This is a genomic window from Vibrio sp. SCSIO 43155 (assembly GCF_023716605.1).
Taxonomy (GTDB): Bacteria; Pseudomonadota; Gammaproteobacteria; order Enterobacterales; family Vibrionaceae; genus Vibrio; species Vibrio harveyi.
Map to the genome: position 1 here is coordinate 2,141,589 of NZ_CP071852.1, position 26,009 is coordinate 2,167,597.

The 26,009-nt window shown below is 40.2% G+C and carries 31 protein-coding genes and 2 pseudogenes; 6 read left to right on the top strand and 27 right to left on the bottom strand.

Features of this window, described 5'->3' with window-relative positions:
* Window positions 1–780: 780 nt before the first annotated feature.
* The 18 genes from J4N44_RS09925 to J4N44_RS10065 form a co-directional block, all read right to left on the bottom strand.
* Entirely contained in the window at window positions 781–2,265 is a 1,485-nt protein-coding gene (locus J4N44_RS09925) for an MATE family Na+-driven efflux transporter (RefSeq protein WP_353505863.1), read from the bottom strand.
* A 124-nt stretch (window positions 2,266–2,389) separates the two neighbouring features.
* Complete coding sequence (locus J4N44_RS09935) at window positions 2,390–2,998, bottom strand: hypothetical protein (RefSeq protein WP_047517920.1); 609 nt, start codon at window positions 2,996–2,998, stop codon at window positions 2,390–2,392.
* 141 nt (window positions 2,999–3,139) lie between these two features.
* A complete protein-coding gene (locus tag J4N44_RS09945) occupies window positions 3,140–3,421 on the bottom strand; it encodes a hypothetical protein (protein WP_252044385.1) in 282 nt (93 codons plus the stop codon).
* Window positions 3,422–3,429: 8 nt separating this feature from the next.
* Window positions 3,430–3,678 carry a hypothetical protein gene (locus J4N44_RS09950; protein WP_103187132.1) on the bottom strand — a complete coding sequence of 83 codons (249 nt, stop codon included), beginning with the start codon at window positions 3,676–3,678 and terminating at the stop codon, window positions 3,430–3,432.
* A gap of 158 nt (window positions 3,679–3,836) precedes the next feature.
* Complete coding sequence (locus J4N44_RS09960) at window positions 3,837–4,250, bottom strand: hypothetical protein (RefSeq protein WP_045598181.1); 414 nt, start codon at window positions 4,248–4,250, stop codon at window positions 3,837–3,839.
* A gap of 163 nt (window positions 4,251–4,413) precedes the next feature.
* On the bottom strand, window positions 4,414–5,004 hold the full coding sequence (locus J4N44_RS09970; RefSeq protein ID WP_252044386.1) for a cold shock and DUF1294 domain-containing protein: 591 nt from the start codon (window positions 5,002–5,004) through the stop codon (window positions 4,414–4,416).
* A gap of 149 nt (window positions 5,005–5,153) precedes the next feature.
* The gene (locus tag J4N44_RS09980; RefSeq protein ID WP_005448175.1) at window positions 5,154–5,465 is read right to left on the bottom strand and encodes a hypothetical protein; all 312 of its coding nucleotides are present in this window, start codon (window positions 5,463–5,465) and stop codon (window positions 5,154–5,156) included.
* Complete coding sequence (locus tag J4N44_RS09985; RefSeq protein WP_252044388.1) at window positions 5,462–6,088, bottom strand: nucleotidyltransferase domain-containing protein; 627 nt, start codon at window positions 6,086–6,088, stop codon at window positions 5,462–5,464. The genes J4N44_RS09980 and J4N44_RS09985 overlap by 4 nt, the downstream gene beginning before the upstream one ends.
* Before the next feature lie 2 nt (window positions 6,089–6,090).
* Entirely contained in the window at window positions 6,091–6,900 is an 810-nt protein-coding gene (locus tag J4N44_RS09990; RefSeq protein ID WP_252044389.1) for a pentapeptide repeat-containing protein, read from the bottom strand.
* A 132-nt stretch (window positions 6,901–7,032) separates the two neighbouring features.
* Window positions 7,033–7,554 (bottom strand): hypothetical protein, encoded by a 522-nt coding sequence (locus J4N44_RS09995; protein ID WP_252044390.1) that lies wholly within the window; start codon window positions 7,552–7,554, stop codon window positions 7,033–7,035.
* Window positions 7,555–7,694: 140 nt separating this feature from the next.
* A complete protein-coding gene (locus J4N44_RS10005) occupies window positions 7,695–8,144 on the bottom strand; it encodes a RipA family octameric membrane protein (RefSeq protein WP_252044391.1) in 450 nt (149 codons plus the stop codon).
* Window positions 8,145–8,285: 141 nt separating this feature from the next.
* Window positions 8,286–8,828 carry a hypothetical protein gene (locus tag J4N44_RS10015; protein ID WP_252044393.1) on the bottom strand — a complete coding sequence of 181 codons (543 nt, stop codon included), beginning with the start codon at window positions 8,826–8,828 and terminating at the stop codon, window positions 8,286–8,288.
* Between the two features lie 140 nt (window positions 8,829–8,968).
* Window positions 8,969–9,586, bottom strand: coding sequence for a LysE family translocator (locus J4N44_RS10025; RefSeq protein ID WP_063344807.1), 618 nt, complete (start codon window positions 9,584–9,586; stop codon window positions 8,969–8,971).
* Window positions 9,587–9,742: 156 nt separating this feature from the next.
* Window positions 9,743–10,111, bottom strand: a complete 369-nt coding sequence (locus tag J4N44_RS10030; protein WP_045392357.1) for a VOC family protein — start codon at window positions 10,109–10,111, stop codon at window positions 9,743–9,745.
* 678 nt (window positions 10,112–10,789) lie between these two features.
* Window positions 10,790–11,215, bottom strand: coding sequence for a hypothetical protein (locus tag J4N44_RS10040; protein WP_029858146.1), 426 nt, complete (start codon window positions 11,213–11,215; stop codon window positions 10,790–10,792).
* Window positions 11,216–11,363: 148 nt separating this feature from the next.
* Complete coding sequence (locus tag J4N44_RS10045) at window positions 11,364–11,795, bottom strand: hypothetical protein (protein ID WP_252044394.1); 432 nt, start codon at window positions 11,793–11,795, stop codon at window positions 11,364–11,366.
* 138 nt (window positions 11,796–11,933) lie between these two features.
* Complete coding sequence (locus J4N44_RS10055; protein WP_069530165.1) at window positions 11,934–13,145, bottom strand: DUF3644 domain-containing protein; 1,212 nt, start codon at window positions 13,143–13,145, stop codon at window positions 11,934–11,936.
* 156 nt (window positions 13,146–13,301) lie between these two features.
* A complete protein-coding gene (locus tag J4N44_RS10065; RefSeq protein ID WP_226975262.1) occupies window positions 13,302–13,706 on the bottom strand; it encodes a hydrolase in 405 nt (134 codons plus the stop codon).
* Window positions 13,707–13,956: 250 nt separating this feature from the next.
* Between J4N44_RS10065 and J4N44_RS10075 the strand changes: the two genes are divergently transcribed.
* The gene (locus J4N44_RS10075) at window positions 13,957–14,280 is read left to right on the top strand and encodes a hypothetical protein (protein ID WP_025769024.1); all 324 of its coding nucleotides are present in this window, start codon (window positions 13,957–13,959) and stop codon (window positions 14,278–14,280) included.
* Window positions 14,281–14,615: 335 nt separating this feature from the next.
* Window positions 14,616–14,878, top strand: a pseudogene (locus tag J4N44_RS28260) (hypothetical protein).
* Between the two features lie 206 nt (window positions 14,879–15,084).
* Here J4N44_RS28260 and J4N44_RS10090 read toward each other — a convergent pair.
* From J4N44_RS10090 to J4N44_RS10125, 4 genes are all read right to left on the bottom strand, one after another.
* Window positions 15,085–16,188 carry a hypothetical protein gene (locus tag J4N44_RS10090; RefSeq protein WP_252044395.1) on the bottom strand — a complete coding sequence of 368 codons (1,104 nt, stop codon included), beginning with the start codon at window positions 16,186–16,188 and terminating at the stop codon, window positions 15,085–15,087.
* Between the two features lie 162 nt (window positions 16,189–16,350).
* Window positions 16,351–16,701 (bottom strand): nucleotide pyrophosphohydrolase, encoded by a 351-nt coding sequence (locus tag J4N44_RS10100; protein WP_010448889.1) that lies wholly within the window; start codon window positions 16,699–16,701, stop codon window positions 16,351–16,353.
* Window positions 16,702–17,479: 778 nt separating this feature from the next.
* The gene (locus J4N44_RS10115; protein ID WP_240701386.1) at window positions 17,480–17,737 is read right to left on the bottom strand and encodes a GrpB family protein; all 258 of its coding nucleotides are present in this window, start codon (window positions 17,735–17,737) and stop codon (window positions 17,480–17,482) included.
* Between the two features lie 151 nt (window positions 17,738–17,888).
* Complete coding sequence (locus tag J4N44_RS10125) at window positions 17,889–18,416, bottom strand: CbrC family protein (protein ID WP_005445729.1); 528 nt, start codon at window positions 18,414–18,416, stop codon at window positions 17,889–17,891.
* A 231-nt stretch (window positions 18,417–18,647) separates the two neighbouring features.
* Here J4N44_RS10125 and J4N44_RS28210 point away from each other — a divergent pair.
* Both J4N44_RS28210 and J4N44_RS10140 read left to right on the top strand, forming a co-directional pair.
* Window positions 18,648–18,932: pseudogene (locus J4N44_RS28210) on the top strand (PAAR domain-containing protein); the annotation flags it as partial.
* A gap of 872 nt (window positions 18,933–19,804) precedes the next feature.
* Window positions 19,805–20,314 (top strand): hypothetical protein, encoded by a 510-nt coding sequence (locus J4N44_RS10140; RefSeq protein WP_017191342.1) that lies wholly within the window; start codon window positions 19,805–19,807, stop codon window positions 20,312–20,314.
* Between the two features lie 176 nt (window positions 20,315–20,490).
* Here J4N44_RS10140 and J4N44_RS10150 read toward each other — a convergent pair whose 3' ends face one another.
* Complete coding sequence (locus J4N44_RS10150) at window positions 20,491–21,036, bottom strand: GNAT family N-acetyltransferase (RefSeq protein ID WP_017634131.1); 546 nt, start codon at window positions 21,034–21,036, stop codon at window positions 20,491–20,493.
* Between the two features lie 236 nt (window positions 21,037–21,272).
* Here J4N44_RS10150 and J4N44_RS10160 point away from each other — a divergent pair, with 236 nt between their 5' ends.
* Both J4N44_RS10160 and J4N44_RS10165 read left to right on the top strand, forming a co-directional pair.
* Entirely contained in the window at window positions 21,273–21,557 is a 285-nt protein-coding gene (locus tag J4N44_RS10160) for a type II toxin-antitoxin system TacA family antitoxin (RefSeq protein ID WP_252044398.1), read from the top strand.
* On the top strand, window positions 21,554–21,832 hold the full coding sequence (locus J4N44_RS10165; RefSeq protein ID WP_069523642.1) for a type II toxin-antitoxin system RelE/ParE family toxin: 279 nt from the start codon (window positions 21,554–21,556) through the stop codon (window positions 21,830–21,832). The genes J4N44_RS10160 and J4N44_RS10165 overlap by 4 nt, the downstream gene beginning before the upstream one ends.
* Before the next feature lie 682 nt (window positions 21,833–22,514).
* Here J4N44_RS10165 and J4N44_RS10180 read toward each other — a convergent pair.
* From J4N44_RS10180 to J4N44_RS10205, 4 genes are all read right to left on the bottom strand, one after another.
* Window positions 22,515–23,249, bottom strand: coding sequence for a hypothetical protein (locus tag J4N44_RS10180; protein ID WP_252044399.1), 735 nt, complete (start codon window positions 23,247–23,249; stop codon window positions 22,515–22,517).
* A 145-nt stretch (window positions 23,250–23,394) separates the two neighbouring features.
* Window positions 23,395–24,300, bottom strand: a complete 906-nt coding sequence (locus J4N44_RS10190; RefSeq protein ID WP_181146209.1) for a hypothetical protein — start codon at window positions 24,298–24,300, stop codon at window positions 23,395–23,397.
* A gap of 149 nt (window positions 24,301–24,449) precedes the next feature.
* The gene (locus J4N44_RS10200; protein ID WP_252044400.1) at window positions 24,450–25,229 is read right to left on the bottom strand and encodes a hypothetical protein; all 780 of its coding nucleotides are present in this window, start codon (window positions 25,227–25,229) and stop codon (window positions 24,450–24,452) included.
* Window positions 25,230–25,349: 120 nt separating this feature from the next.
* A complete protein-coding gene (locus tag J4N44_RS10205; RefSeq protein WP_252044401.1) occupies window positions 25,350–25,871 on the bottom strand; it encodes a GNAT family N-acetyltransferase in 522 nt (173 codons plus the stop codon).
* Between the last annotated feature and the right edge of the window lie 138 nt (window positions 25,872–26,009).

The window sequence follows — 26,009 nt, forward strand, 5'->3', positions numbered from 1 at the left end:
TAACCATGAACTATTCAAGTGACGAAATTTAGCAACCCGAACAATCAAGATGTTGGAAACGCAAAAAAGATATACAAGGCTGCACCAAATACCGAGCCAGCCATGAACAAACCCAACTTTATTGCAGTACTTTTATTCGATTCCTTTTTGGACATAGTAATTCCTTTTTCCTAATTTAAAATGACTTTTATGTACATCTATACGTCATCAACACCAAAGCACATAACGCCTTGCTAAGGTGTGAGTAACGCAATACAAAAGCTACCGCACAGCGCCTTAATAACATAAGCCACCGCAAAGTAAAAATGCCACGCGTTACGAATCACTCTTAAGCAATTTGTTAGTACATGCGCTACTTCTATTTATGCGCTCCAAGATATTGAAAACTGAGATGATATGAAAGGCTTTGAACACTGAAGTGAGACGGGTAGCTACAAAACTTTACCCCGTCGGGAAGACGAACGTTGGCTAGAAGAAAAACGTACTGAACTCCCCTACTTTTATTGGCTTCAAATTAAAAAAGGATTCGATCCTCGCACTTCGACGGCAACGCCAAAGAAAGACAATTCTGACTTAGTAAAAACCATGAAAAAGAAGAAGCGTCAAAGAAATAGACTAAGAGTTAAAAACCGTAAACGGTGAAATCAAAGCGAATACTCAGCATATAGTGCCACCGGAAAGAACGTGAAAGGCACTAACTTTAAGGTGTAAAGACGAGCGCCAAAACAGATAAACACCAAAACTTATGACCTTTGATGTCAAACCCGTACTAACGCCCTGTTAAGGTGTGAGCAACGCAATACAGAAGCTACCGCATGCTACCTTAAACACTACACGCAACGCATAGCAAAAATGCCAAGCGTTGCGAATCACTCTTAAACAGATTGTTATGTTTTTCTTGCACTGCACCGTGACAAGAACAAAACCGTCATTCTTTCGATTACGATGTATGTGATATAGCAGCCATGTAATGATGGCATCAACTGTCATCCCTACACCAAACATTAAACTAATAGTTTCAAGGTTAGGGGTAAACATGCCGACTTGGTAACACACAAAAGCACTACCATAGAATAAGCTGTTGACTATTAACGATTGATAGAGCATTAGATCTGTACGACCAATACCATAGAAGTAACTATCAATAACGTTATTCAGACTAAATACGATATAAAAAGCTACTAATAACCACACTAGTTCAATGATACTGCTAGGGTCTGCAATACCCATTACATTAGATATAAATCCACTCCACATTGGTGATGTTATTACCCAGACAAGAACAATTCCAACAGTTAGCCAAAGGTAACTCTGAACTCTCACTTTTGATAGACCACTATTTGTAGCGGCATCTTGCGTAACCAACTTACCTAAAGCTAATACTGGAAGTAACAACCACCCCCAAATAAATTGATTTGCTATCCAGTATGTACCTGCCTGCTGAACCTCATTCACTAGTTGTAAGATCATAACAATGAATGCAGTATTACGAACAAGCGACTCTAAACCTGACTTCCACCCTATTTTTACCCACTCTTTAATCCATACACTCTGTCGTGCATGTTTTTTAGAAGAGCTAGAAAATAAACCAGACTTAACAAAGTATATCGTTGTAACAGCAGCTAAGATTGAATTAACAATAATATTGCTAAATGCTACACCATTGACACCAAAGTTCCGGGAAAATGGTAACTGACTGACTAATAAACTATCGCACAAAATCATTAACAGTACTTGTATAGACAACAACTTATACATCGTTTTTTTCTCATTTTTCAAAACAAGAACCAATAAAAAAAAAGCATATATACTTGAAATAAGTATTGCTAATGATTCAAGCCTAATATAAGCCACTGTAGCATCAAACAACTCTTTCTGTTGTTGCATAGCAACAACTAAATTTTCTGTATAAGTGATAACAAAGAGCGTTACAAAAAAATAGCAAGACAGTATGATTTTTAGGGCTTTTTTACCCTTATAGTTAAAATTAGCACTATCCGATAAAGACTTGCCTAATAGATATGACAATGGAACTAATAAAGCTTCACTAAGCACTTCATATCCAACATTTAACCATGCAACTTGTGCTGCGATACTAAATGTCCAAGTATTTGGGATGCTCCCTAAAAAGTAGATTCTTGTTGTAGAGTAAATTAATGGCATAAAGCTAGTTAAAGCCAACACAAGCCAAAGTCGGTAATTTATTGATTTTATATCATTTTTGATCACATAAACTTCCTTGTGATAGAAATCTGCCGAAAACATAACGCCCTGTTAAGGTGTGAGCAACGCAATACTGATGCCACCGCATACCAACTTAAACACTAAACGCAACGCATAGTAAAAATGCCACGCGTTGCGAATCACTCTTAAACAGTTTGTTAGTATTTTATCTTCCAGTAATGTCACTGAAACTTATAACTTTCTCCATAGGATCTACCCAACGGTAGTATTGTTCTCCCATTTTCATAGCACCGTCATAATTACAAGACCTTTCAGAAGGTTCAGCATCAATAGACTTAATATAAAACCTATCGTCATATACTGATTTGTAACAAACTCCAAAGTTAACTAATTCTAGAAGTTTTTCAAACTGCTTTGATTTTTTAAAGCTTTTTAACTTAATCAGCTCAAGTTTTTTATCTTCTTTCACTACAACAAAACTATTGAAGTACTTAATTTGATAGTCTTTCGGATCCAGTTTTAGATTATTGTCTCTTATTGCCATTGCAATCGGCGTAGCTATACTATCAAAGTCAGTCATTCGTCCCATCTTTCCGTCATAGTAAATATCTACTCCGGTAATAACAGCAGGACCAAGTCCATCATTTCTGATAGCCATTTTTGATTTTTCATAATCAAATATCATTATGGGCAGTACTGACATCTTATTATGTTCTTGTGTTAACCAGTACTGTAATCCCGTAAATAAAAGAGCGGAAACAGCAACAACTATCGATACTATTTCAAGTACATTTTTTTTAATTAGCTCTTTCATAACTCTCCCAAAATACTAACGCCCTGTTAAGGTGTGAGCAACGCAATACCGATGCCGCCGCATACCACCTTAAACACCAAACGCAACGCATAGTAAAAATGCCACGCGTTGCGAATCACTCTTAAACAGTTTGTTATGCAATTATTCCTCAACCGCCTCTAAATGATGGAACTCATCATAAAGCTTCCCACTCTCCATGAGAGCAGACTTACTTAACTGTTTAAATTGTTCTAGAGTGAGAGCGTTTTTGGGGCTTGCTCCATCAACCAACTTTACATATATCTGCGCCTTTTCTTCATCAACACTAACATCTAAATTCTCGTCATCAAGAATGGAAACCAGCGCTTGAGCAGAGCAATTTAGTGCCATTTCAAAATACTCTTGATCAACTTCATCACTTTTGAATACTGACAAAATAAACATAAAACCACCTACTCGTTTCTAGACACCATTCTCAAACGCATGCTGCTTAGTTCTTCGATTAAGATTTCAAGCTGCTCGATGGAAGTTGCCACAGGATGACCAGTAATGGAATCGCGAAGGATGTCATGAGAGTCAATGAAGAATAACTCACTTTTAATCACTTCACGATAAGAGCTATCATCCAATGCAGACATAGATGGGATATCCATAGCTCTAATTTTTTCTTCTAATTCAACATAATGAACATCATTTTTCATATTATTTACACTCTCATCGTTGATTGTTGTTCGAATTGCATAACGCCCTGTTAAGGTGTGAGCAACGCAATACCGAAGCCCCCTGCATACCACCTTAAACACTAAAACCAACGCATATTAAAAGTGCCACGTGTTGCGAATCACTCTTAAACAGTTTGTTAGTTGGTGGATGCCAATGCTAACTGAAGACCTTCAACGTCTTTGCACCCAAGGTAAATATTTTTGCCACTAGACAACTTTAATTTAAGGGCTTTACCTACTGAAGCATTGTACAGCCAGCCGTCCTTTAACATACGAACTCCGATGCCCTGATACCACTTAGTTTCATAAATTGAAACTTCTGTAATGCTTGAAACTTCGACTTCCTTACGAAGAAACCCAAGACCAAAATACCAGCAAACTTTATTCCCATTTACTTCGATCGTCATCGAGTAAAACAATGTTCCTATAACAAGGTTGATTGCCAAAGCTATGAGCACACCTCCGATATAACTAGAGGTAAAAACTATAATCGCACTGAGAATCAAAAGGATGGTTATCAATGCTTTGTTAACTTCCGATTGTTTATACATAGCTTCAACTCCTTGAACCAACTAACGCCCTGTTAAGGTGTGAGCAACGCAATACCAAAGCCGCCGCATACCACCTTAAACACTAAACACAACGCATAGTGAAAATGCCACGCGTTGCGAATCACTCTTAAACAGTTTGTTAGCCCACATCTCACCGCTAGCGCTAGAACCAATTGCTAATCAAGTTCTGAACGAACACCGAACCTGATGGCGTGAATGTCCAAACAAATGCTCCAATATTTACGAATATCGTCAGCCACAAAATCGATTTAAATGGCTGTTTTTTCGACTTATGACGAAGTTGATTTTGAGCACATAATGCCCCCATCCAACCACCGAGTAACGATAAAAGATGAAGCGTATTTTCTGGTGTCCGCCATTTGCCGTTTTGAGCGGCATTTTTATCTCTTGCGTACATTACGTAGGTTACAATGGACATCAGGATATAAGCTGCAATGAACAGCTTCTCACCACCTAACATGAGCACAGCTGTACTCGCTAAAACCAAGTAAACGATGCTAAACATGATTGTTGAAGGTACCGAGCCGGAACCTAGAATTGTTACATTAGTGGCATTGTAACGCCCTTTTTTGTCTTCGTTAACTTCAAATTTAACTTCATCATCGACCTTAGGACGTCGACCTTTACTCTGAACCGTTGATATATGGAGAAAAACTCTTAATTCACCATTTAATGCCGAAATGAATCCATAACCTTTTGAGTCATTCCACTCTACAACTTTACCTTTGATCATCGAACTCTACTTTTTATTTCTCTCTTGTGGGCTAACGCCCTGTTAAGGTGTGAGCAACGCAATACCGATGCCACCGCATGTCACCTTAAACACAAAACGCAACGCATAGCAAAAATGCCAAGCGTTGCGAATCACTCTTAAACAGATTGTTAGCCAGCATTTTGTCGGAGAGCACTCATTTCTCGACTTATTTGAATTAAAAGATCTTCTACATCTTTCGATAGTTTCTTGTAGTCTTCCGTGACTTGCTCCTGACTTTTATTAGCCAAGAAGAACAGTTTCTTAGAAGCCTGAATAACTAGATTTACATGCACTGCCTTAGGGTCTATTTGGTTTATAGAAACCCATCTGTTGATCGATTTTTCTGTCAAACTGAATAGAGGTTCCTCATATAAGTGGAAACTATTTACAATCTTCACAGCTTCTCGCTGCGATTCAATTCTATTTCTAAATTCACTCATACTTTATCGACTCTTCTTATCAATGACTGCATCCAGCATTCTATTTGGGGAAGACTTTCAATTGCTGCAAACACTTGAGGCTCTGTAAGAGAACTTCCAACACCTCGTGTGCAGAGAATTCTAGCGGACTCCAGCACATCGAATACTTCTCTATCGATTGGGACACTTAAAGCACCTAGGTTTATGCTAGAGCGTCTTGAAAAATCAGGACGTTCTAAATATGCCAACGAGTAACATGAAGCAAAGTTTCTCATTGCCAAAAACACTGTCGATAAATCAAACTCCCGGGACAACGCCGACTCATTTATTGAGTAACATGCTGATTTGAATATTTCATAGAACTTAACACAATCAGACTCACCATCAGAATAAGCGCTAGGGCAACCCAACTCACTCAAGAAGTTCGAGCTATCTTGTGAGAATACTAATTTCGACTCCAGATGAAGGTGCCAAGCAAAAGGATTACCTTGTTCCCAGAGTTCTTTGACTCGGTCATACGAATAAATTGAATAATCCGATGGATTTATGTTATCTAATTGACCTTTTGCAATGATCAACATGTCAACATCAGAACCTATGTCAATGTCACCTCTACATATAGAACCAAAAGCATAAATATGCACAATTATCTCCTATTAAAACGTTTAATGATAATTGACATAAAGAAGCCAAACATGATCAGTCTTGTAGCAAATACTAGAGCTAAGAAAGCACCAGAATATTCAGATGTCCCATTTATACCAAATAAAATTTGAGGAGACTTTATAAATGATGCCCAATAATTACTAACCATATTGGGGTCACCGTAATGAATCACGTCGTACATTGTTATTGATAGCAGAACTAAAAATACAGCCCTAAATAGCTTGTATGCGCTCTCACCATTCCCCCAAATGAAATCTAACAGTTTGAACTCCAGCCATTCCACAAAGAGAGACGCCCTAACAAATCCCTTATATTTATTCCTATAATACGACTCTTTTGAGCTCCAAGCCTTGTGTAGATGAACTTCTGTAGCCTTTAACTCGATACTAATAGCTTTATTAGCAGCTTTAGCGTCACCAAGCTGCTGATAGTTCGTCCGAAGAGAGCGCGCAAATTTCAACTTTAGATTTTCAGAACTGGGACAACCACTTTCTAAAATATCTGTATCAATTTGAGTTTTTTCAAAAGTTGCATAATCGAACTTACACCCATTGAAAGCAGAACCGACTAGATTGCTATTTATGAACCTACAGCCCGTAAAATCACAAGACTCAAAAGTACAGTTTCTTAAGTATGCAGCGTCAAAAATGCAATACTTGAAATCTACATTTGTAAAAACGATGCGTAGCCCGACAAGGCGCACAAAAAGAGTGTTAGAGTAACCACTACCAACCTCTTCTTCCTTGAACATCTTGTCAGTTAGAGTTTTTCTTTGACTATCATCTAACATGTAATATTAACTCTCGTTTATCGATTTATCGTGCTGGCTAACGCCGCATTAAGGTGTGAGCGACGCTTGGCTATACTTGAGCGAAGCGAAACTGCCAAGCGTTGCGAATCACTCTTAAATGCTTTGTTATGTTTAAAGCATATTCTTGCGCATTAACTCTTTACAAACTCGCCCCAACAACTGGGAGCTATTCTCGATATGTGCTCTCGATTGATTATATACTTCGTCGATATTAACAGTCCTTCTAGCAATCTCGCCTGAATTTGCTGCCCAAATTATTGGCATTTTTTTAATACAGAAATCATTACTATCGAACTCCACTTTTGGGAAGTACAACCCATGAAGCATCTCCATTTTTGATAAGGATTGCTCAAAACGTGAGTATACAATGGGGTCATTCGAGTAATATCCACTTTCACGTTTGAACTTCATAAGCTGAATGTCAGTGACCAATTGATCGCAAGCATTAGTATAAGCAATCGAAGCCTCATAAAACTCTTCGATTTTCTCGCAGATTATCTTCTTTCGCTCACGACGATTGGAGTACCACTGGTTTACGCCTAATACGAATAACGCTACTAAAGTTGAGACGGCGATAGATAAGGTTGTTGCTATATTCTCATCCGAGAACAGTAAGTTAATCGATTCAGACAATGTGAAATTTTCCTCGTTAAACATAACGCCCTGTTAAGGGGTGAGCAACGCAATACAAAAGCTGCCGCATACCACCTTAAACACTAAAACCAACGCATAGTAAAAATGCCACGCGTTGCGAATCCCTCTTGAACAGTTTGTTATATGATCGGTAGCTCAACCCCAAAAAAGATTGCCACTACCTTAATAAACACAACTGTCCACGTAGTGATAAACAACAACATAATGATGGAATAAAGCGCACTTTGGCTTCCGTTTTTATGTTTGATGTTTGTGTGTTGAACCAATCCGAGTTCCGCTTCTAACTCTTTACAGCGAACGTATTTTTGATTACGTATATTTCTGAACTGACGAGCAAACAACCAAGAACATAAAATCAAAAACACCCCAATCAAACAAAACAGCAGTATGACTACTCCCAACTCGTTGTCAGTAATGTTATTTAGTACGAAGCCAAGGAGTACCGAACTAACACCCCAAGTTAACGTTGATACCGACCAAACTAAGTTATCATGATGTTCAGCAGAGTTTTGTGCCATCTCATATTCCAACAGCTTGTTCTCATTATTTACTCTCTTAAACCTTTTCATAATCTCTTTCTCAAATAGATGATATAACGCCCTGTTAAGGTGTGAGCAACGCAATACCTAAGCTTACGCATACCACCTTAAACACTAAAAGCAACGCATAGCAAAAATGCCAAGCGTTGCGAATCACTCTTAAACAGTTTGTTATAGCTCACTAGCCTGTTGTGCCATTAGAACTTTAAGTTCCTTTGCTTTATTGTCGAAAGCTTCTTGAGCCTTGATTAGTTCATCCAGTTTTGGACGCTTGAAACTCCGGTTTTCACGACAATAATCTAGTACTTCATCGCGCAATTTGATTAAGTTTCCGAATTCTTCGAACAATTCAGGGAAGTGTAGCTGTAAAATGGTTTGCAACTTCTGAAAGTCTCCTTTTTCCTGAAGTCGATTTTCAGTAGATAATTTCATTGCATTTTCTGCCGTATTTGCGCCTTTATAAACGGGAATAAAAACCAAGCACACACCCTGTAAGTCAATTTCCCACTTTTGAAAAAGTAGATGCAGCTCTTCCAATTTTGTTCGCTTAAATTCGATATTTTTCAGCTCTAATGTATTTTTGTGCTCAAGCTTTGATCTTTGGTGATTAACAAAACTTGTGACCATCACGCCTAGTAGAGTACCAAGAACCCCCAAACTAGCTGTAATTAAAGGAGTGTAATTTAACACCGTCGACTGTACCTCTGGTTCCACGATTATCTCCTGAGCTATAACGCCCTGTTAAGGGGTGAGCAACGCAATGCCGAGGCTCCCGCATACCACCTTAAACACTAAACGCAACGCATTGTAAAAATGCCACGCGTTGCGAATCACTCTTAAACAGTTTGTTAGTTTTATTGCTGGCGACTCAGTAACAAGCTTGCTCCAGACATAGCCAAAAAAGTTGCACAACCTCTATTGAAGCGCTTTGCCATTTTCGGCTTCGTAAACCATTGCCTTAAGTAAATTCCAAATATCGCATAAATCGATATTGCACCCATTTCTAAAATGAGGAACGTAGCCCCTAAAGCAAAGAACTGTTCATTTACACTCGCTGAAACATCGACGAACTGTGGTAGAAAGGCGGTAAAGATTAAGATCGCCTTTGGATTACCGGCGGCTAGCAAAAATTCTTGTTTAGCCAAACCTAATCGGTTGCGAGTATTTTCTAGTTCAGAAACAGGACTTGCTTCCGAACGCCAAAGATTAAAGGCAATCCACAACAAGTAAGCCGCGCCCACAATTTTAATCGTTAGAAATAGAGTCTCAGAAGCATAGAGCACGACTGCTAAGCCAGAAGCAGCCAAGGCAATCATTACAGCGAATGCAGCAATACGACCAAGCCCAGCAATAAAAGCGGACTTGAAACCGTAACAGCGAGCATTGTTCATGGACAATAGATTGTTTGGACCAGGAGTCATATTGAGCGCAAAACACGCAGGTATAAAGAACAATAACTTCCAGATTTCCACAATATTTCCTCCATAAAACTAACGCCCAATTAAGGGGTGAACAACGCCACCACCCAACCTAACGCATTGTACCGTAGACACTAAATTTGAAGTAGAAACAAAAGTGCCAAGCGTTGTGAATCCCTCTTAAATTGCTTGTTATATGCGTAGCTTCGGCTACATAAAGACTGCTTCAATTTTGTTACCGTCAACATCGCGGACAAACGCTGCATAGTAAGTCTCACCGTATTCTGGACGCAAACCAGGCTTACCGGCACACTCACCACCAAGCTCTAATGCAGTAGCATAAAACTGGTCAACAGCTTCTTTGTTTGGAGCATTGAAAGCAATGTGAGTTCCATTACCTGAAGAGGCTGCATTTTCACATGGGCGACCTACCCAAAACTCAAAGTTTTCGCCGTAGGCAGCCGCGACATTCTCGATGTAGTGAGCCCGTTTTATGGACAAAGCAGATAGAACTGAATCGTAAAAAACCACCGCAGATGGCACATTTGAAACACCAACTGAGACATGATTTAGAATCATTTTAAACTCCCTTTTACTCACAGATTTTGAAAGCATATAACGCCTTGTTAAGGGGTGAGCAACGCAATACCGAAGTTGCCGCATACCACCCTAATCACTAACACCAACGCATAGTAAAAATGCCACGCGTTGCGAATCCCTCTTGAACAATTTGTTATGTGAACATGCAAACTCAGTATCCAATATCTAGGATCAGAAGCAACGTTAATAAAAAAGGAGACCAGTACCATATGCTCCCTTTCCATTGACGAACTACTAAAGTTTAGTACAGCAAAGCTACAATTAATACTAGCTCTAGGAAAAGCTGGAAAGGAAAGAGCAACAATGAGTAAACCATCCCATATCCAGGAGCTTGACCTGCTTCGCTAGAGTTACTCATTACACCGTCGATAAAGTGCTCGAAATATAAGTAAATGAAATGGTTCAGTGTTAGTGCAACTAAAACAAACCTCACAATGCTGACGCTCCAAGCTTATAATTTGAAATAGTATTTGTTCCAGTTCAGAAACTGTCGAGCATCATATTTTCATAAACTCGACATCAATCTCAGTTTTGTTCACATAACGCCCTGTTAAGGTGTGAACAACGCAATACCGATGCCGCCGCATACCACCTTAAACACTTAAACCAACGCATAGTGAAAATGCCACGCGTTGCGAATCACTCTTAAACAGTTTGTTATGTGCGTTTTCCCAACTTAACTCTCGAAGCAGCCCTATTGGCTAAACGCAAGCTTTTCAATTGCTCTTTACGGATTGCTTGTTCATCTGGATATACTTCAAATATCCAGTGTCGAAATCCAATACCACAAACTAATCCACCCAAAGCAGCAATCACCCCGCAAATATAAGGAAAATATTTCCTATCTTCACTCACGACTTCAATTTTCTTATTCTCAATCGAAATACGGTCTTTCTTAACACTATCAGCTAACTCATCTTGGGCTTCAATAATTGAAATTTTCTCAGCTGCTTGAAAAACGATATCGTTGTATTTGTAAGTTTGACTGAGTAAGAAATAGAGGCTGAAAACGAAAATTACAGCTCCGACAATCGCCATTAACTTGTACGGATTGTCAGTTGGGACACTTAAAGATGAATTCATACTCAATATTCTCATTTTATCGCTAGCACATAACGCCGCGTTAAGTAGTGAGCAACGCGGGCACCGAACCTAAACTATTGTGCCGTAAACACTAAAATCAAAGCAAACCGAAAATGCCGAGCGTTGCGAATCTGTCTTAAACGCTTTGTTAGGGTTCATTTTTAAGACGATTAGCCAGATAATTTATGGACTTTGCAAGTTTACCTAGGAACCAGACATTCATTACTTCTACACTGTCTTTTTCATAGATATACCGCCATTCAACAAACGCTGATCTAGCTTTTTTAAGTTCATAATTAAAGTCTTCTGATTGATACCCGCTACCCTCAGCAATTTGTATTTGATAGTGTTTCGGTAAGGATCTGTAAAGATTGAATAAATCATGTCCTTTCTTTTCAATACCGCACTTTTTCAAAATTAATTTCAAGCCGACTTCAGATGAAAAAGCAGCACACGTAATAGCAGGAAGAGCAATAGTATTCTGCATCTTCATTTCTTGCTCTGGATCACAGCGATTAAAGGCTTCTAAAAAAGCATCACAAGAATCGTAATATGCCCACAGCTCATCTTGATATTTCATCTATTGTGCCCTCATGAACCCTAACGCCCTGTTAAGGTGTGAGCAACGCAATACCGAAGCCGCCGCATACCACCTTAAACACTAAAACCAACGCATAATAAAAATGCCACGCGTTGCGAATCACTCTTAAACAGTTTGTTAGGCTTTTTTTCGACGGTTCCGGTGACTTTTTAATGCACCGTCCAGCCAATTTTTCTGGTTAAGATTATTCACAAACCATTCAATGAAAGCCTCAGAGTACCTGTGACGCCCATCTAACTCATAGTGATAGTTAGAGCGCTTGGCTTTCTGAGTTTTGTTCTTCTTTACAACAGCTTGAAAAGAATAACTTGTAATTTTAAAGAGTGTTTGTCGAACGTTAATTTCTGCGATTGCTGTGTTCTGATGGTATGGGTGGGTAACATCTGGATCTTTAGTTTCGCGGATGATAATTGCTTTCTCACCACCATCACTCAGTGACAAAGATAAGTCACTCTCTGAAGACTTTTTGGTTAACGCTAACTTGTAGTCTACAGAAATCGAAAATTCATCAGAGTCACATTCTCGTGCCATTTCTGTAAATTTGCCCAGAAAGCTTCTCACTTGAGTTGCGGTTAACTCACCATAAGTTTCTTTGATTACTGCGACTTCAGGTTCACAGCCATCGACAATAAGACTCAGTAAACCAACGCTTTGACCCGCTAATGGGCTATTGCCCATTAGCGCTTTATAGCGTTTTTGATAATTCAGTACTGTTGCTTGGAACAAACGAGATAATTGAGGTTGTAACTCTGGTATTAGCAGATGAATCGCATGGTCTCTAAGATCAATCAGCGTTTCCAAGTTTTTAGCCACATTGTCGGATGACTCGAGCAGCTTACACATAGCTTCACGAATGCTAATGCTGAAATCACCCTCTTTAAAAATACTTGATGCACCGTCTCGTTTAGCTAGTTCCGACTTAAGCATGAGTTCCCATGCATTTACCATCATAATGGTAAATGCTTCAACTCGGTTCCCCAGTGTTGGACGGTTATAAACTTCAAGCGCTAACGTAAAAGCATCATGACTTCTTTTTATCAGTTGATCCGAGAGAATTTCATCAGGTGATTTGGACTGTGTATTCAAACTCTGGGACATGAGCCTGAAAAACTCGTCATTAGAGAGTTTATTGATACCGCTGCATTTCCATAGAGAACGACTCACTTTAACGATGTACTCGCCCTTGAGCTTTTCGTTGAAGTATTTGTTTACAGAGCTAACACTATAACCGACTGATTCCGCCACTTCTTTAGCTGTAAATTCACTACCTTTTTCCTCAAGCTTTCGGAGTTCATCCAATAGCTGAAGAAGCATACCCTTTTTAACCATGTTGATTATTTCTCCAAAAGCCTAACGCCCTGTTAAGGGGTGAGCAACGCAATACAGATGCCTCCGCACACCACCTTAATCACTAAAACCAACGCATAGTGAAAATGCCACGCGTTGCGAATCCCTCTTGAACAGTTTGTTATGTGCGTACTTACGTTATGCACCAAACTGTTTTATACGCTTAGCGCCAATAAAAAACTGATACTTACTTTGTTGAAGTAAGTCTAAATGGCGCTCAAACATGGGTACGCCATTGGATAAAGAAAGGTGGTAGACGAGTCCATTACCGACATACACCCCAACGTGTGCTCCGTATGAGTCAGTAGAGTCGTTGTACATCATGATATCTAGCGGCTTAAACTCAGTGACCACCTCACTAAACTCCGAGTCATCCCACAATTCACTAGAACGGTAGTTAGGTGGATTTAGACCGAAGTCTCTGAGCAGGTTATAAGCAAAGACCTGACAGTTAGCTCCAAGCGTTAAGTCTGAATCATCTTTGCAACCCGGAATGCGGGATGAAACGTATCTTACATTTTTGAATCTGTCGGGAATATCCATTTCCATTTTCTCCCAAAGCACATAACGCCCTGCTAAGGGGTGAGCAACGCAATACCGATGCCGCTGCATACCACCTTAATCACTAAAATCAACGCATAGTAAAAATGCCACGCGTTGCGAATCCCTCTTGAGCAGTTTGTTAGTCGCGAGGCACCGAGCGACAATTTTAAGCCGAACCAAACTTTGCGAACAACAAACTTTATGTGCTTTGATGCACTTTAGTCAGGCGTAGTCTCAAAGCGGCTATTCAATGAAACCACTTGGAACAAACAACGCCGCAGAAAACGAACTGACAACACCAAAAAGCGCTTTTGGAAAGCCAATCTCACAATGCGGACTTTCAACAAAATCACTGAAACCACGTGGAACTTACCACACCAGAGAAAACGTCATTTCAGCGAGTAAATCTGCTTTTGTAACAACAAATTCAACGAGCGGAGTTGCAACCAAAAACAAACTCTCGATTGCCCTGCTATGTCAGCACCAAAGAACAAAACAACCGCGAGGACACTTGCAAAACTTTGGACTTAAAACAGCTGAAAATGAGTTTGGACCAACGACGATGAACCTGTGAGCCGAACAATCAGCAGCCAAATTTTGAGCTTAGAAACATGATTGTGATTACCAGCTTTTTCTGGCGACTAACGCCCTGTTAAGGGGTGAGCAACGCAATACAAAAGCCGCCGCATACCACCTTAAACATTAAAACCAACGCATAGTGAAAATGCCACGCGTTGCGAATCCCTCTTGAACAGTTTGTTAGTCGCGAGGCACCGAGCGACAATTTTAAGCCGAACTAAACTTTGCGAACAACAAACTTTATGTGCTTTGATGCACTTAAGTCAGGCGTAATCTCAAAGCAGCTACTCAATGAAACCACTTGGAACATAAAACGTCGTAGAAAACGGACTGACAACACCAAAAAGCGCTTTTGGAAAACCAATCTCACAGTGCTGACTTTCAACAAAGTCACTGAAACCACGTGGAACTTACAACACCAGATAAAACGTTCTTTCAGCAAATAAATCAACTTTTGAACCAAGAAACTTACCGAGCAGAGTTGCAACCAAGAACAGACGCTCGATTGCCCTGTCCTGTCAGCACCAAAGAACAAAAAACCGCTTGGACACTTGCAAAACTTTGGACTTAAAACAACTGAGACTGAGTTCTGATCATCAATGAGGAGCCTTTATAGCAAACAATCATCAGCCAAAATTTTAAGCTTAGAAACATGATTTTGATTGCTAGCTTTTTCTGGCGACTAACGCCCGCTTAAGTGGTGAGCAACGCAATACTGTGTTTCCGCACACCACCTAAATCACAAAAATCAACGCATAGTAAAAATGCCACGCGTTGCGAATCCGTCTTAAAGCGTTTGTTAAACGTTTTTTTGCGAAAAATGTTCAACCACCTTCATTCCGACAACAGTATTTTTATGATCAAAGAAGCCCAAATATTTTTTCAGATCTGATGTACCGCTGCGGCTAAGAATCAATTTATTAACCATGGAACGAATGCCAAATTGGTTTACTAGTGTGTTTAGTGGCTGTCCTTTTACAGCCACCTTAAGTACACCAATACCGGCTGTGAATGTAGGAGCGTTAGAGTCTACGGAGCCAATTGTTGAATCAACGTACAAAGAGATAGATTGAAGAATTTTGGAAAATTTATTCATGTCTTTATAGCTGCCATCACTTAATGCTTGCTGATAGCAATTTAACCAATCTCTTAGCTCTTGGTACTCACTTCTTAATTGAAGAGCCACTTTAATCATATCACTCGCTGTATTTGACTCTTGTATTACTCTGATTGGCAATGGAAGCATGTTTACATTTAATGCATATAACTCACTACCAGCATTGTGTAATGAAGCTATAGAAGCTCTTTTCTCTGAGACTAGTCGGTTTAGTCTTAGTACTGAGTCTTCGTTTGAAACCATTATTCCAGCATCAGTAAAAAAACGCTTTCTCACAGGGTGCGGTGTATATCCTTTTTCATAAACAAAACCTCTAGCCAACATCCCTGCACCACCCCATAAAGTTTGGGATAAATAACCATGAGGAGCATATCTATTTTGAAGAAAACCTACACGGTTTTCTTCGTGATCTTTCTTTAAATCTGATGTTAGACTTAAACGGTCAATAAATTCGTCTCGTGGTCCTTGCAGTCTTTTATAGTCCACTAGAAAAGGATAAGGTCGGATGACACCTTGAGATACAGCTTCTTGAAATGGATTACCTTCATGATTCCAAGCATGGATGAACTTTTCTTCAACTAAAATCTGATCACGTAAAATTATATCAGTAAGCAAATCAAACAGTGCTTCAGTATTAATGATGGCACTCAAGCTATCTTCGTAAGAATAACTGTCATTTTCTTTATCGATTGCTATGTAATGTGATTTGCTTTCGTCAATACCATCGGTTAATAATTCACCAACATTTTGCAGTGACCAATTATCCGAAATTACACTTTGACTCATTTGCGCCCCTTTAAATACTACTGCTCTGAAGTTGATAAAAACGTTTAACGCCCTGTTAAGGTGTGAGCAACGCAATACCGAAGCTCCCGCATACCACCTTAAACACTAAAACTAACGCATAGTAAAAATGCCACGCGTTGTGAATCACTCTTAAACAGTTTGTTAGTTTTTACTATTTCCACTGAGCTCAGCAATGACGTCATCTGGTGTGACAACACGTGTTAACAAGTGAGTGATGCCTGGATCTTCAATAGGTTCGAGAGCATAAACTGGTTTGCCGAGACCTAAAGCATAACCAATATCCATTGCTACACTTTTTCCGACATATCCACCAAAGTTTAGAATGTAGGTAATTTCGGCTTCTCGAATGCGCTGCAAGCAACCATCAATACCATTAGCTTGAAGAGGCTCAGAGATAGTAGTTTCAATACCTGCATTGACCAAAGTTTCTCGTATAGCCAGCATCTTTTCTAGATTTTTGAAACTACCAGCAATATAGACAGACTTGCTCATACAACTACCCTATTTTTGTGTAAATTTTCATGTAAACACTAACGCCTTGCTAAGGTGTGAGTAACGCAATACAAAAGCTACCGCACAGCGCCTTAATCACATAAGCCACTGCAAAGTAAAAATGCCACGCGTTACGAATCACTCTTAAGCAATTTGTTAGTACATGCGCTACTTCTATTTGTGCGCTCCAAGATATTGAAAAGTGAGATGATATGAAAGGCTTTGAACACTGAAGTGAGACGGGCAGCTATAAAACTTCAACTCGATTAAGAGACGAGAGTTGGCTAGAAGACAAATGCACTGAGCTTCCCTACTTTCACTGGTTTCAAATTAGAAAAAGATTCTTTCCTCGTACTTCAACAGCCACGCTAAAAGTAATCAAGGTTCTCTTAAAAACCACCACGAAAATGAAGAAGCACCAAAGAAATAGGCTAAGAGTTAGAAACCGTAAACGATGAAATCAAAGCGAGTACTCAACATATAGTGCCACCGGAAAGAACGTGAAAGGCACTAACTGAAAGGTGTAAACACGAGCGCCAAAACAGATAAACACCAAAACTTATGACCTTTGATGTCAAACCCGTACTAACGCCCTGTTAAGGTGTGATCAACGCAATACCGATGCCGCCGCATACCACCTTCAACACTAAACGCAACGCATAGTAAAAGTGCCACGCGTTGCGAATCACTCTTAAACAGTTTGTTAGGTTTATGATTTTACGATGTAAGTGACAGTATTCTTTGAATATAAGCTGCTTTAGCCTCAGGATAATCTTGCCTACTGACGCCATTTGCAACTAAGCCCTGTTTGAGGGCATTGTACTCGATTAGCAACTCTCGGTTTTGCAATTGAGCCTGGGATCGCTGTACTACCTATATGATAAATTGCCACACCGCTCAAATTAGGCGCAATCGCGCTAACAATGAGATCATAGGCTTCAGACCATGTATGGACGTAGTCGATTAACTGGACTGTAAAACGCTCTAGCCCTACACCTAACTCCTCAAGTCGCTTTATCAACTCAGATTTATCCACTTTAACTTCCCATGTTAACTCGTAAACCTAACGCCCTGTTAAGGTGTGAGCAACGCAATACCAATGCTTCCGCATACTACCTTAAACACTAAACGCAACGCATAGTAAAAATGCCACGCGTTGCGAATCACTCTTAAACAGTTTGTTAGCTTTACGCAAAGTCCAGCGAATAAGTAAATATGCCACATGATCTACACTTGAACTTGTAGATTGCTGGGTTTCCACCTTTTTCATAGTAAGTGACTATTTGATGCCACTCATTAATACCTATTAGCTGATCGTTTAGTAAAACCTCTAATTCAGCGTCTTTTACCTGTAATAGATCAGACTTCTCTGCATCTCCATGAAATTCACAAGCATCGCCACAGTGCGATAGCCACACTTCTTGCTGCCATGAAATATAGCTTGGAGTTCTCTCGCAAACTTCCTTCACCACAGACTTATCAAGTCTAGCTTTCATCAATGGATGTGGATCAGCAAACTCTCCGTCGAATTTCTTCGCCGCCGAGCCATCAGAAATACACCAGGGACAAATAGTTTCTATGTCATGCTCAGAGTAAATAGTAGAAGTTGCCCTGTAGCCACGACTGACACCACAACATTCACAATTTGCATCTGTAACTTCTAAAGCACCCGTTTTAATGGGATCTGGATGATACTTAAATGTTGGTAATTCCATTGTGCCTCCGAGTAAAGCTAACGCCCTGTTAAGGTGTGAGCAACGCAATACAGTAGCTCCCGCTTACCACCTTAAACACTAAATACAACGCATGGTAAAAATGCCACGCGTTGCGAATCACTCTTAAACAGTTTGTTAGGTGATTTGCTTCCAAATATTACACCAGCCAAAGAAGATAGTTTCCTTACAAGGGCTAAGATATGCAACCTAACCCACAAAAAGGATGTTTTCATGGGAAAACCCGCTGCAACATTAACATCAATGCACGTCTGTCCCAAGGTTACTGCTAAAGTTCCGCATGTGGGAGGCCCTGTAGTCGCTGGCTCACCCAATGTAAAAATTGGCGGTCTGCCAGCTGCTCGTAAAGGCGACCGCCTCATCTGTGTCGGTCCCCCTGATTCCATAAGCCAAGGATCTGGCTCCGTATTTATTAACGGTAAACCCGCAGGAAGAATGGGAGACTCAACCAGTCACGGAGGCAAGATTGTCATTGGCAACCCCACTGTCTTAATCGGTGACAAATATCGAGCCGATAAACAACCACCACCCAAAACTTATGAAGAAGCGAAGCAGCGCTTGGCGGAAGCCAAGTCTTATGTCGATGCCGCTCGTGAAGGTGGTGCAGCATTACCGGGTTCACCTTACACCACTGCGGATAAAAGAGAAGTGGTTGCAAAGGGCTTGGATGAGCGTTTCTTATTTCGAGTGGTCGAATCAGAATGGACTGGGGACAAGGGCTATATTGGACCACCCTCAGAGGGAAAGACCAGACGATATTGGACTACCACTTTTACACAAGCAGAGCATGGCGATACTGACCCAGAAGCAATATGCAAAGCAGTCGGGCGAGACTATGACCCAACATGCGATTACACCATACTGTTGATTGACCATGAAAAAGCCGCCGAACTCGGTGATATGGTCAGTTTTATCCCTACATACGGAGAGATGGGAAAACACGCAAAGACACAACTCGGTAGCGAGTTTTCAGACAGCCTTGATTTAATTGAACCATGTTTGACTCCAGAGTTCAGTCGCTATTATGAGCAGGTAAAAGTAACAGCTAAAGAACGCGGCATCGACATTAAGAAACAAGAAGATTTTACTAAATATTGCAAAAAGCTCGACTTTACTACGAACCAGACTGACACGTTGCGAACCCGATACCAAATAGAACAAGGTTTAGGCGCAAACCAAGATTTTCTCGGTAACGGCGTGACTAAGGATTTAAATGTTAAGTATGATACGACGCCTTTTGGCGACATTGATGATGAACTGGAATACGGCCCGCCCGAAACCTTTACGTGGGATAAAAACCCACAAACGCTAGGAGAACTAGAGAAGGCAGGAGCCATTATGAGGATTAATATCGGAAACGGAGCAGACAGATGAAGCAGTTTAAAGAAATCAACCCACTCACAGTTGCTCAAGACCCAAACTTGATTGCTACGGTACCGGATGATGAAGAAACAACGAAAAACTTTTACTTTTTATTGGTTGATGACTACATAATCCTTGCTACCGCGAAATACTTTACCGATAAGCTAGACGGCGAAAGCGAATGGCTACACTACCAAATCGAGTTCCCAAAATATGGCTTGCGGTGGTTCTTAGACACCTTAGAAGGTAAGTTTTTCAAAACCGAAGCCGAAGGCGGCTTACCCAAAGGCACATTTAATGACGAAGGGCTTGTAGACGGTGAACGGTTAAAGCTGAGGCGTGCTTTTAATGCCGATGGCAATGGCGGTGGTGGATATGCATTTATAACACTCGACCGAAAAGAACCCGAAAGCGTTTGGTCTAAGTCGTATACCTTTACTGATTCGCTACTGTTTGAGCATGGAATGATAGACACCATGAAGTTGATTGCTAAAAAAATCGACTTAGGACAACTATAACCCCACTAACCTCCGAACCTCAATTTTGTGGTTCGGAGGTTAAGTTATGAGAAATCACCTAACGCCCTGTTAAGGGGTGAGCAACGCATTACCGAAGCCGCCGCATACCACCTTAAACACTAAAACCAACGCATAGTGAAAATGCCATGCGTTGCGAATCCCTCTTAAACAGTTTGTTATGCGTAATTTTTGACGTACTTTGTCATTGCTGTTTCCGAGACTGACAAACCGTCGATTCTATATTGATCTTTGAACTCTCCAACAACATTGAACCCTGCCTTTAGGTAGAGGTTCTTTGCTGGGAAATTCTCTGATAATACACAAAGATCAAGCCAGTCAATTTCAGCTTTTTCTTGGCAGAAATTTATAACAGCATCAATGAGTCTTTGACCAAGACCTTGCTTCCGGCAAGAAACATCTACGCCCATACCTAATAGAACTCTGTGAGAACAGCTTTCATCACTGTGGTGGCGAAGATCGATATGACCTTTGATATTTCCAGAGGTGTCTTTTACAACCCAAAGTTTTCTCCAACCTAAGTCGCCAAACTGATGAGAAAAGCCTTGGATAAACTTATCTTTTGTTGTTTCTGGAATTTCACTTTGCTCTCTGGACATTGGCTGGAAAAGAGGAACTTCTCCATTACCATTTTCAGACAGCTGATTTTCTAGATACACAAAGAATGAATCTAAATCCGATTTTTCCGCTTCTACTACTTCCATCTAATTCTCGGTACTCCATCAATTACGCATAACGCCCTGTTAAGGTGTGAGCAACGCAATACCGAAGTCACCGCATACCACCTTAAACACTAAACGCAACGCATAGCACCTTAAACACTAAACGCAACGCATAGCAAAAATGCCACGCGTTGCGAATCACTCTTAAACAGTTTGTTAGTTGCCCATCTCAAAGCCTAGTGCTAACATTTGTACACACACCAACAAAGGAATATATCATGGACACTAGAATTCAATTTCGTGTTGATGAAGAAACAAAACGCCTAGCTCAACAAATGGCTGAAAGCCAAGGTCGAACTCTAAGTGATGCTTGCCGTGAACTTACAGAGCAACTCGCTGAACAACAAAGAAAAACATTATCTCACGATGCATGGCTAACTAAACAAGTAAACCTAGCATTTGAGAAGTTTGACTCAGGAAAATCCGTTTTCGTTGAGCACCAAACTGCTAAGTCTCGAATGGAAGAGCGCAAAGCCAGAATCCGTAATCGAGGTAAGCAATGATTTTATGGGAAGAAGAGTCACTTAATGATCGTGAAAAGATCTTCGAGTTTCTCTATGACTTTAACCCTGATGCGGCAGAAAAAACTGACAACCTCATTGAAGCAAAAGTAGAAAACTTGCTTGAACAACCTTTAATGGGTGTACAACGAGATGGCATCCGCGGACGATTGCTCATTATTCCTGAGATTTCGATGATTGTGTCTTACTGGCTCGAGGGCGATATCATCCGAGTTATGCGTGTACTCCACCAGAAACAAAAATTCCCTACGGATTGATTGCTTCCTCTGGGGAACTAACGCCTTGCTAAGGTGTGAGTAACGCAATACAAAAGCTACCGCACGGCGCCTTAATCACATAAGCCACCGCAAAGTAAAAATGCCACGCGTTACGAATCACTCTTAAGCAATTTGTTAGTACATGCGCTACTTCTATTTATGCGCTCCAAGATATTGAAAAGTGGCATAATATGAAAGGCTTTGAACACTGAAGTGAGACGGGCAGCTACAAAACTTTACCTCGATTGAAAGACGAAAGTTGGCTAGAAGAAAAATGCATTGAACTGCCCTACTTTCACTGGCTTCAAATTAGAAAAGGATTCGATCCTCGCACTTCGACGGCAATACCAAAGAAAGACAATTCTGACTTAGTAAAAGCCACGAAAGAGAAGAAGCGCTAAAGAAATAGGGTAAGAGTTAGACACCGTAAATGGTGAAATCAAAGCAAACACTCCGCATATAGTGCCACTGGAAAGAACGTGAAAGGTACAAACTGAAAGGTGTAAAGACAAACGCCAAAACAGATAAACACCAAAACTTATGACCTTTGATGTCAAACCCGTACTAACGCCCTGTTAAGGTGTGAGCAACGCAATACTGAAGCTCCCGCATACCACCTTAAACACCAAACACAACGCATAGTAAAAATGCCACGCGTTGCGAATCACTCTTAAACAGTTTGTTAAGCCTTGGTAGCTAACAAGTCAACACAGTCGAGTTTTTGAGAAAACTCTTCACACTTTGCTCTCCAAGAAGAATTGAACTCGTCAAAATTACTGTCCGAGCCGCAGTCCCAGGTATTTAGTGTCTCTACAATTGCCCATACTGAAGGTTCTATGCTCAGCACTTCATCATATAAATAAAATGCAACTATACGATTTAATTCACGATTTGTAGAGCTAGCTTCAAGTAACTCCATATTAGACGATAACCAATCAGTAAACTCTTTACTGGTTTTAAAAGTCTGAGTCGCCTTAGCTCTCAGGTTTTGCACATAATCATCTATTGCGCCTGCAAAACTAGGGGTTACTTTCCCTAACGTGAACTCGGTCCAATGTTCAGCCATATAAGACAACACAGCAAGAGAGGCTGCCTCACAGAAGCTTTCTTCTAGCCATTTAAATTTATGATTTCTTTGTTGACTGTGATTAGAGTACAAATGACAGATTTCGTGGGCTAATTGGTAAGCAACTTGAGCCCAATACTCACCAGAATCACACGATAGGGTAATAACAAAGTCTCCATCAACTTTGTCGTAATGAGCTAAAGGATAGCCCTGTAGAGGATTATTATAGGTACGGATATCGCAGTCCAATTCATGACCAACAAAATTGGCAAATATCTTGTATGTAAATGTTGCTATTTCCTGTACTGGAGCCAACGATTCAACACCCCAATCACCAATTATTTTTATCATTGTAACTCCAACTTTATAGGAAGAGGCTTAACGCCCTGTTAAGGGGTGAGCAATGCAATACCGATGCTTTCGCATACCGCCTTAAACACCAAACGCAACGCATAGTGAAAATGCCACGCGTTGCGAATCCCTCTTGAACAGATTGTTAGGCACCTGTTTCAGCACTAGAGAAAAGTTCTAAAAATGTAGTTTGACCACTTTTTTCACATTCATACTTTTCTTTAGCAACGAGAGCGTTTGTTTTAATTACATCTTTATCAAGAGTAGCTAAATGAGCTTCTAACTTTTCAATTGTTGTAACTGTATCTTTCACCTGTTTCAATGTTGGCTCCATTCTTCCATGTGCAGCCATATTTCTTACACGCCTTATTTCAATCAAGTCATCGATAAGCTCAGCAGGAATAACTAACCCCATAGATTCATACGTGCCACGAGTCAGCTCTACCGTTGAAACACGTCTACGGCGATAGTTTAGACCAACTTCTTCAATGAATAGGTCTAACTCCTTTTCGAAATATGTCCACGCAGCTAGCAGAGCACCAAGTGGGTGTAATTTTGCTAAGTCTTTTAGCTTATCTAATTCTTGGTCATTTGTAGGCTCGTTCATTCGAAAAGCAATCAAGTCAGATTCATCGGTAAACTGCTTAATGATTTCGTCGTACTCTTGGTCATAGTGCAATTTGAGAACTTCTTTGAAAAAGGTCTGAGCAATGTTCATATAAAATATGCTCGTCAATTCATTAGGAGAGCCGAACCGATGCTGCAGAGCATTACGTTCATCAACTAAGAGTTCAATTTTGTTCAACAACGGTAATTCAACATTATGTTTCTCTAAAGATGACAAACAGCCTTGAATTGTTATTGTCTCTTTAGGGTTTTTATAGATCGAATCGCCAGCATCTAGAACCAAGTCTTTCAGTATTAACTCAACGGCATTCGCAAGATGCAATATCAGTAGTTTTCGATCTAGCTCCTTTTTTCCGTTGTAATGGGTAATTGAGTGCCCAATCAATTCCATCGCACTTTGAAAAAGTGGTGATTCTATAGCCATATATTCCTCTTAATTTTGTTCTCTTTGGTGCCTAACGCCCTGTTAAGGTGTGAGCAACGCAATACAAAAGCCGCTGCATACCACCTTAAACACTAAACGCAACGCATAGTAAAAATGCCACGCGTTGCGAATCACTCTTAAACAGATTGTTATAAATTTTTACCCATTAAGCTTCTCTCTATTATTACTTTATTCAGCTTCGATGATAAATCGGCTTCCAAGTCGATGGAGGCTTCCCCTGTTATAATTTTATTCGCCGCTTGTAAGTACTTGTGCTCAATAAGATTTAAAACCCAAGCAATTCGCTGAAATTTTAAACCGTTAAACTCATCAAGCTCATCTTTTGAACAGAGTGAGGAAATTAGGTTTTTACACAGTTTATCTTCCCACCAAATAGGAACATTTTTATTTTCACGACCACTTTTTATTACATATGAGATACGCCCGACTAGTTGTCTGTAACCTGCAAATAGAGACCATAAATAGTCTCCAGCGTACAACCTATTGGACGACTGACGGTTTAGCTCTTCGGAAAAAAGTGCAGCAATGTCGGACTCCTTTATATCTACTACATTGTTATTGTTATGGGTGCCAAAATCAGTACCGAACTCTTTCTCAACCAACACATCGACGACAGTCAAAATACTTGGTTTGAGTTCTCTTATAACTAAAATTCCAGCCCATAATGACTCTATAGCGTTAAGCGTACGCTCATGACTTAGGTTGTTTTTGTGGCTGTAATTAGCTTGAAGCATTGATAATAAACTCGACTCTTTATCAATGGATGCCTTTAACTCAAGTAGTCGCTTATCATACTCATGCTTGATACTGTTTTTTAGCCGAGTTTCAAACCAAGACTTTAAGAGAAAGGAGACAATCCCACCACCAACGCCGCCTGAGAAAATGTATACAATGATATCTAAACTCATAACCTACCTAAATTTATAACGCCGCATTAAGGTGTGAGCGGCGCTTGGCTATACTTGAGCGAAGCGAAAACGCCAAGCGTTGCGAATCACTCTTAAATGCTTTGTTAGCCCTGTGGTTGACTAGTACATATAACCTAGCCAATCAAAATGACCAACACTCCACTGCTTATCTCTGAGTGGTTTCACATACAGTTCATCAATATGCTCTACAGCAACCCCAAAATTGGTGTGCTCGTGAAGCCTTAACCAAGACTGCATACACTGAACTTTGTTAAAACCATTTGATGAGTAGAAATCATGTAACTCAGATATAAGGATTATGAAATCCACATCTTTAGTTTCAGCAAATGCCGATAATTCTGACAACATAAAAGAGCCAATACCTTGCCCTCGATAACGTTCGTCAACACAAAAGTCAATTACGCCTAGAACCTTATGTATTTCCCCACCGACACTAACAACGCGATAATCCAGTCCAAGATAGCCAACCAGCTGTTCACCTTGAAAATGAAGGGCACGCATATGAGGTAACTGCTTAAAGTAAGAACGACTTACTTGGTTGTCTGGAAAAGCTTGATTTCTTAATGCTTCGATTGCCTTATGATGCAATTCTGAAACATCTATTTCTTGTACGATTTCCATATCGTTTCCTCGAAAAGGGCTAACGCCCTGTTAAGGGGTGAGCAACGCAATACCGAAGCCACCGCACACCACCTTAATCACTTAAACCAACGCATAGTGAAAGTGCCACGCGTTGCGAATCCCTCTTGAACAGTTTGT

Bases quoted from the DNA above. Each gene is read 5' to 3' on its own strand.
- J4N44_RS09925 (WP_353505863.1), bottom strand. From the start codon at position 2,265: ATGTTTTCGGCAGATTTCTATCACAAGGAAGTTTATGTGATCAAAAAT.
- J4N44_RS09935 (WP_047517920.1), bottom strand. From the start codon at position 2,998: ATGAAAGAGCTAATTAAAAAAAATGTACTTGAAATAGTATCGATAGTT.
- J4N44_RS09945 (WP_252044385.1), bottom strand. From the start codon at position 3,421: ATGTTTATTTTGTCAGTATTCAAAAGTGATGAAGTTGATCAAGAGTAT.
- J4N44_RS09950 (WP_103187132.1), bottom strand. From the start codon at position 3,678: ATGAAAAATGATGTTCATTATGTTGAATTAGAAGAAAAAATTAGAGCT.
- J4N44_RS09960 (WP_045598181.1), bottom strand. From the start codon at position 4,250: ATGTATAAACAATCGGAAGTTAACAAAGCATTGATAACCATCCTTTTG.
- J4N44_RS09970 (WP_252044386.1), bottom strand. From the start codon at position 5,004: ATGATCAAAGGTAAAGTTGTAGAGTGGAATGACTCAAAAGGTTATGGA.
- J4N44_RS09980 (WP_005448175.1), bottom strand. From the start codon at position 5,465: ATGAGTGAATTTAGAAATAGAATTGAATCGCAGCGAGAAGCTGTGAAG.
- J4N44_RS09990 (WP_252044389.1), bottom strand. From the start codon at position 6,900: ATGTTAGATGATAGTCAAAGAAAAACTCTAACTGACAAGATGTTCAAG.
- J4N44_RS10005 (WP_252044391.1), bottom strand. From the start codon at position 8,144: ATGAAAAGGTTTAAGAGAGTAAATAATGAGAACAAGCTGTTGGAATAT.
- J4N44_RS10030 (WP_045392357.1), bottom strand. From the start codon at position 10,111: ATGATTCTAAATCATGTCTCAGTTGGTGTTTCAAATGTGCCATCTGCG.
- J4N44_RS10040 (WP_029858146.1), bottom strand. From the start codon at position 11,215: ATGAATTCATCTTTAAGTGTCCCAACTGACAATCCGTACAAGTTAATG.
- J4N44_RS10045 (WP_252044394.1), bottom strand. From the start codon at position 11,795: ATGAAATATCAAGATGAGCTGTGGGCATATTACGATTCTTGTGATGCT.
- J4N44_RS10055 (WP_069530165.1), bottom strand. From the start codon at position 13,145: ATGGTTAAAAAGGGTATGCTTCTTCAGCTATTGGATGAACTCCGAAAG.
- J4N44_RS10065 (WP_226975262.1), bottom strand. From the start codon at position 13,706: ATGGATATTCCCGACAGATTCAAAAATGTAAGATACGTTTCATCCCGC.
- J4N44_RS10075 (WP_025769024.1), top strand. From the start codon at position 13,957: ATGAAACCACTTGGAACAAACAACGCCGCAGAAAACGAACTGACAACA.
- J4N44_RS10090 (WP_252044395.1), bottom strand. From the start codon at position 16,188: ATGAGTCAAAGTGTAATTTCGGATAATTGGTCACTGCAAAATGTTGGT.
- J4N44_RS10100 (WP_010448889.1), bottom strand. From the start codon at position 16,701: ATGAGCAAGTCTGTCTATATTGCTGGTAGTTTCAAAAATCTAGAAAAG.
- J4N44_RS10125 (WP_005445729.1), bottom strand. From the start codon at position 18,416: ATGGAATTACCAACATTTAAGTATCATCCAGATCCCATTAAAACGGGT.
- J4N44_RS10140 (WP_017191342.1), top strand. From the start codon at position 19,805: ATGAAGCAGTTTAAAGAAATCAACCCACTCACAGTTGCTCAAGACCCA.
- J4N44_RS10150 (WP_017634131.1), bottom strand. From the start codon at position 21,036: ATGGAAGTAGTAGAAGCGGAAAAATCGGATTTAGATTCATTCTTTGTG.
- J4N44_RS10160 (WP_252044398.1), top strand. From the start codon at position 21,273: ATGGACACTAGAATTCAATTTCGTGTTGATGAAGAAACAAAACGCCTA.
- J4N44_RS10165 (WP_069523642.1), top strand. From the start codon at position 21,554: ATGATTTTATGGGAAGAAGAGTCACTTAATGATCGTGAAAAGATCTTC.
- J4N44_RS10180 (WP_252044399.1), bottom strand. From the start codon at position 23,249: ATGATAAAAATAATTGGTGATTGGGGTGTTGAATCGTTGGCTCCAGTA.
- J4N44_RS10190 (WP_181146209.1), bottom strand. From the start codon at position 24,300: ATGGCTATAGAATCACCACTTTTTCAAAGTGCGATGGAATTGATTGGG.
- J4N44_RS10200 (WP_252044400.1), bottom strand. From the start codon at position 25,229: ATGAGTTTAGATATCATTGTATACATTTTCTCAGGCGGCGTTGGTGGT.
- J4N44_RS10205 (WP_252044401.1), bottom strand. From the start codon at position 25,871: ATGGAAATCGTACAAGAAATAGATGTTTCAGAATTGCATCATAAGGCA.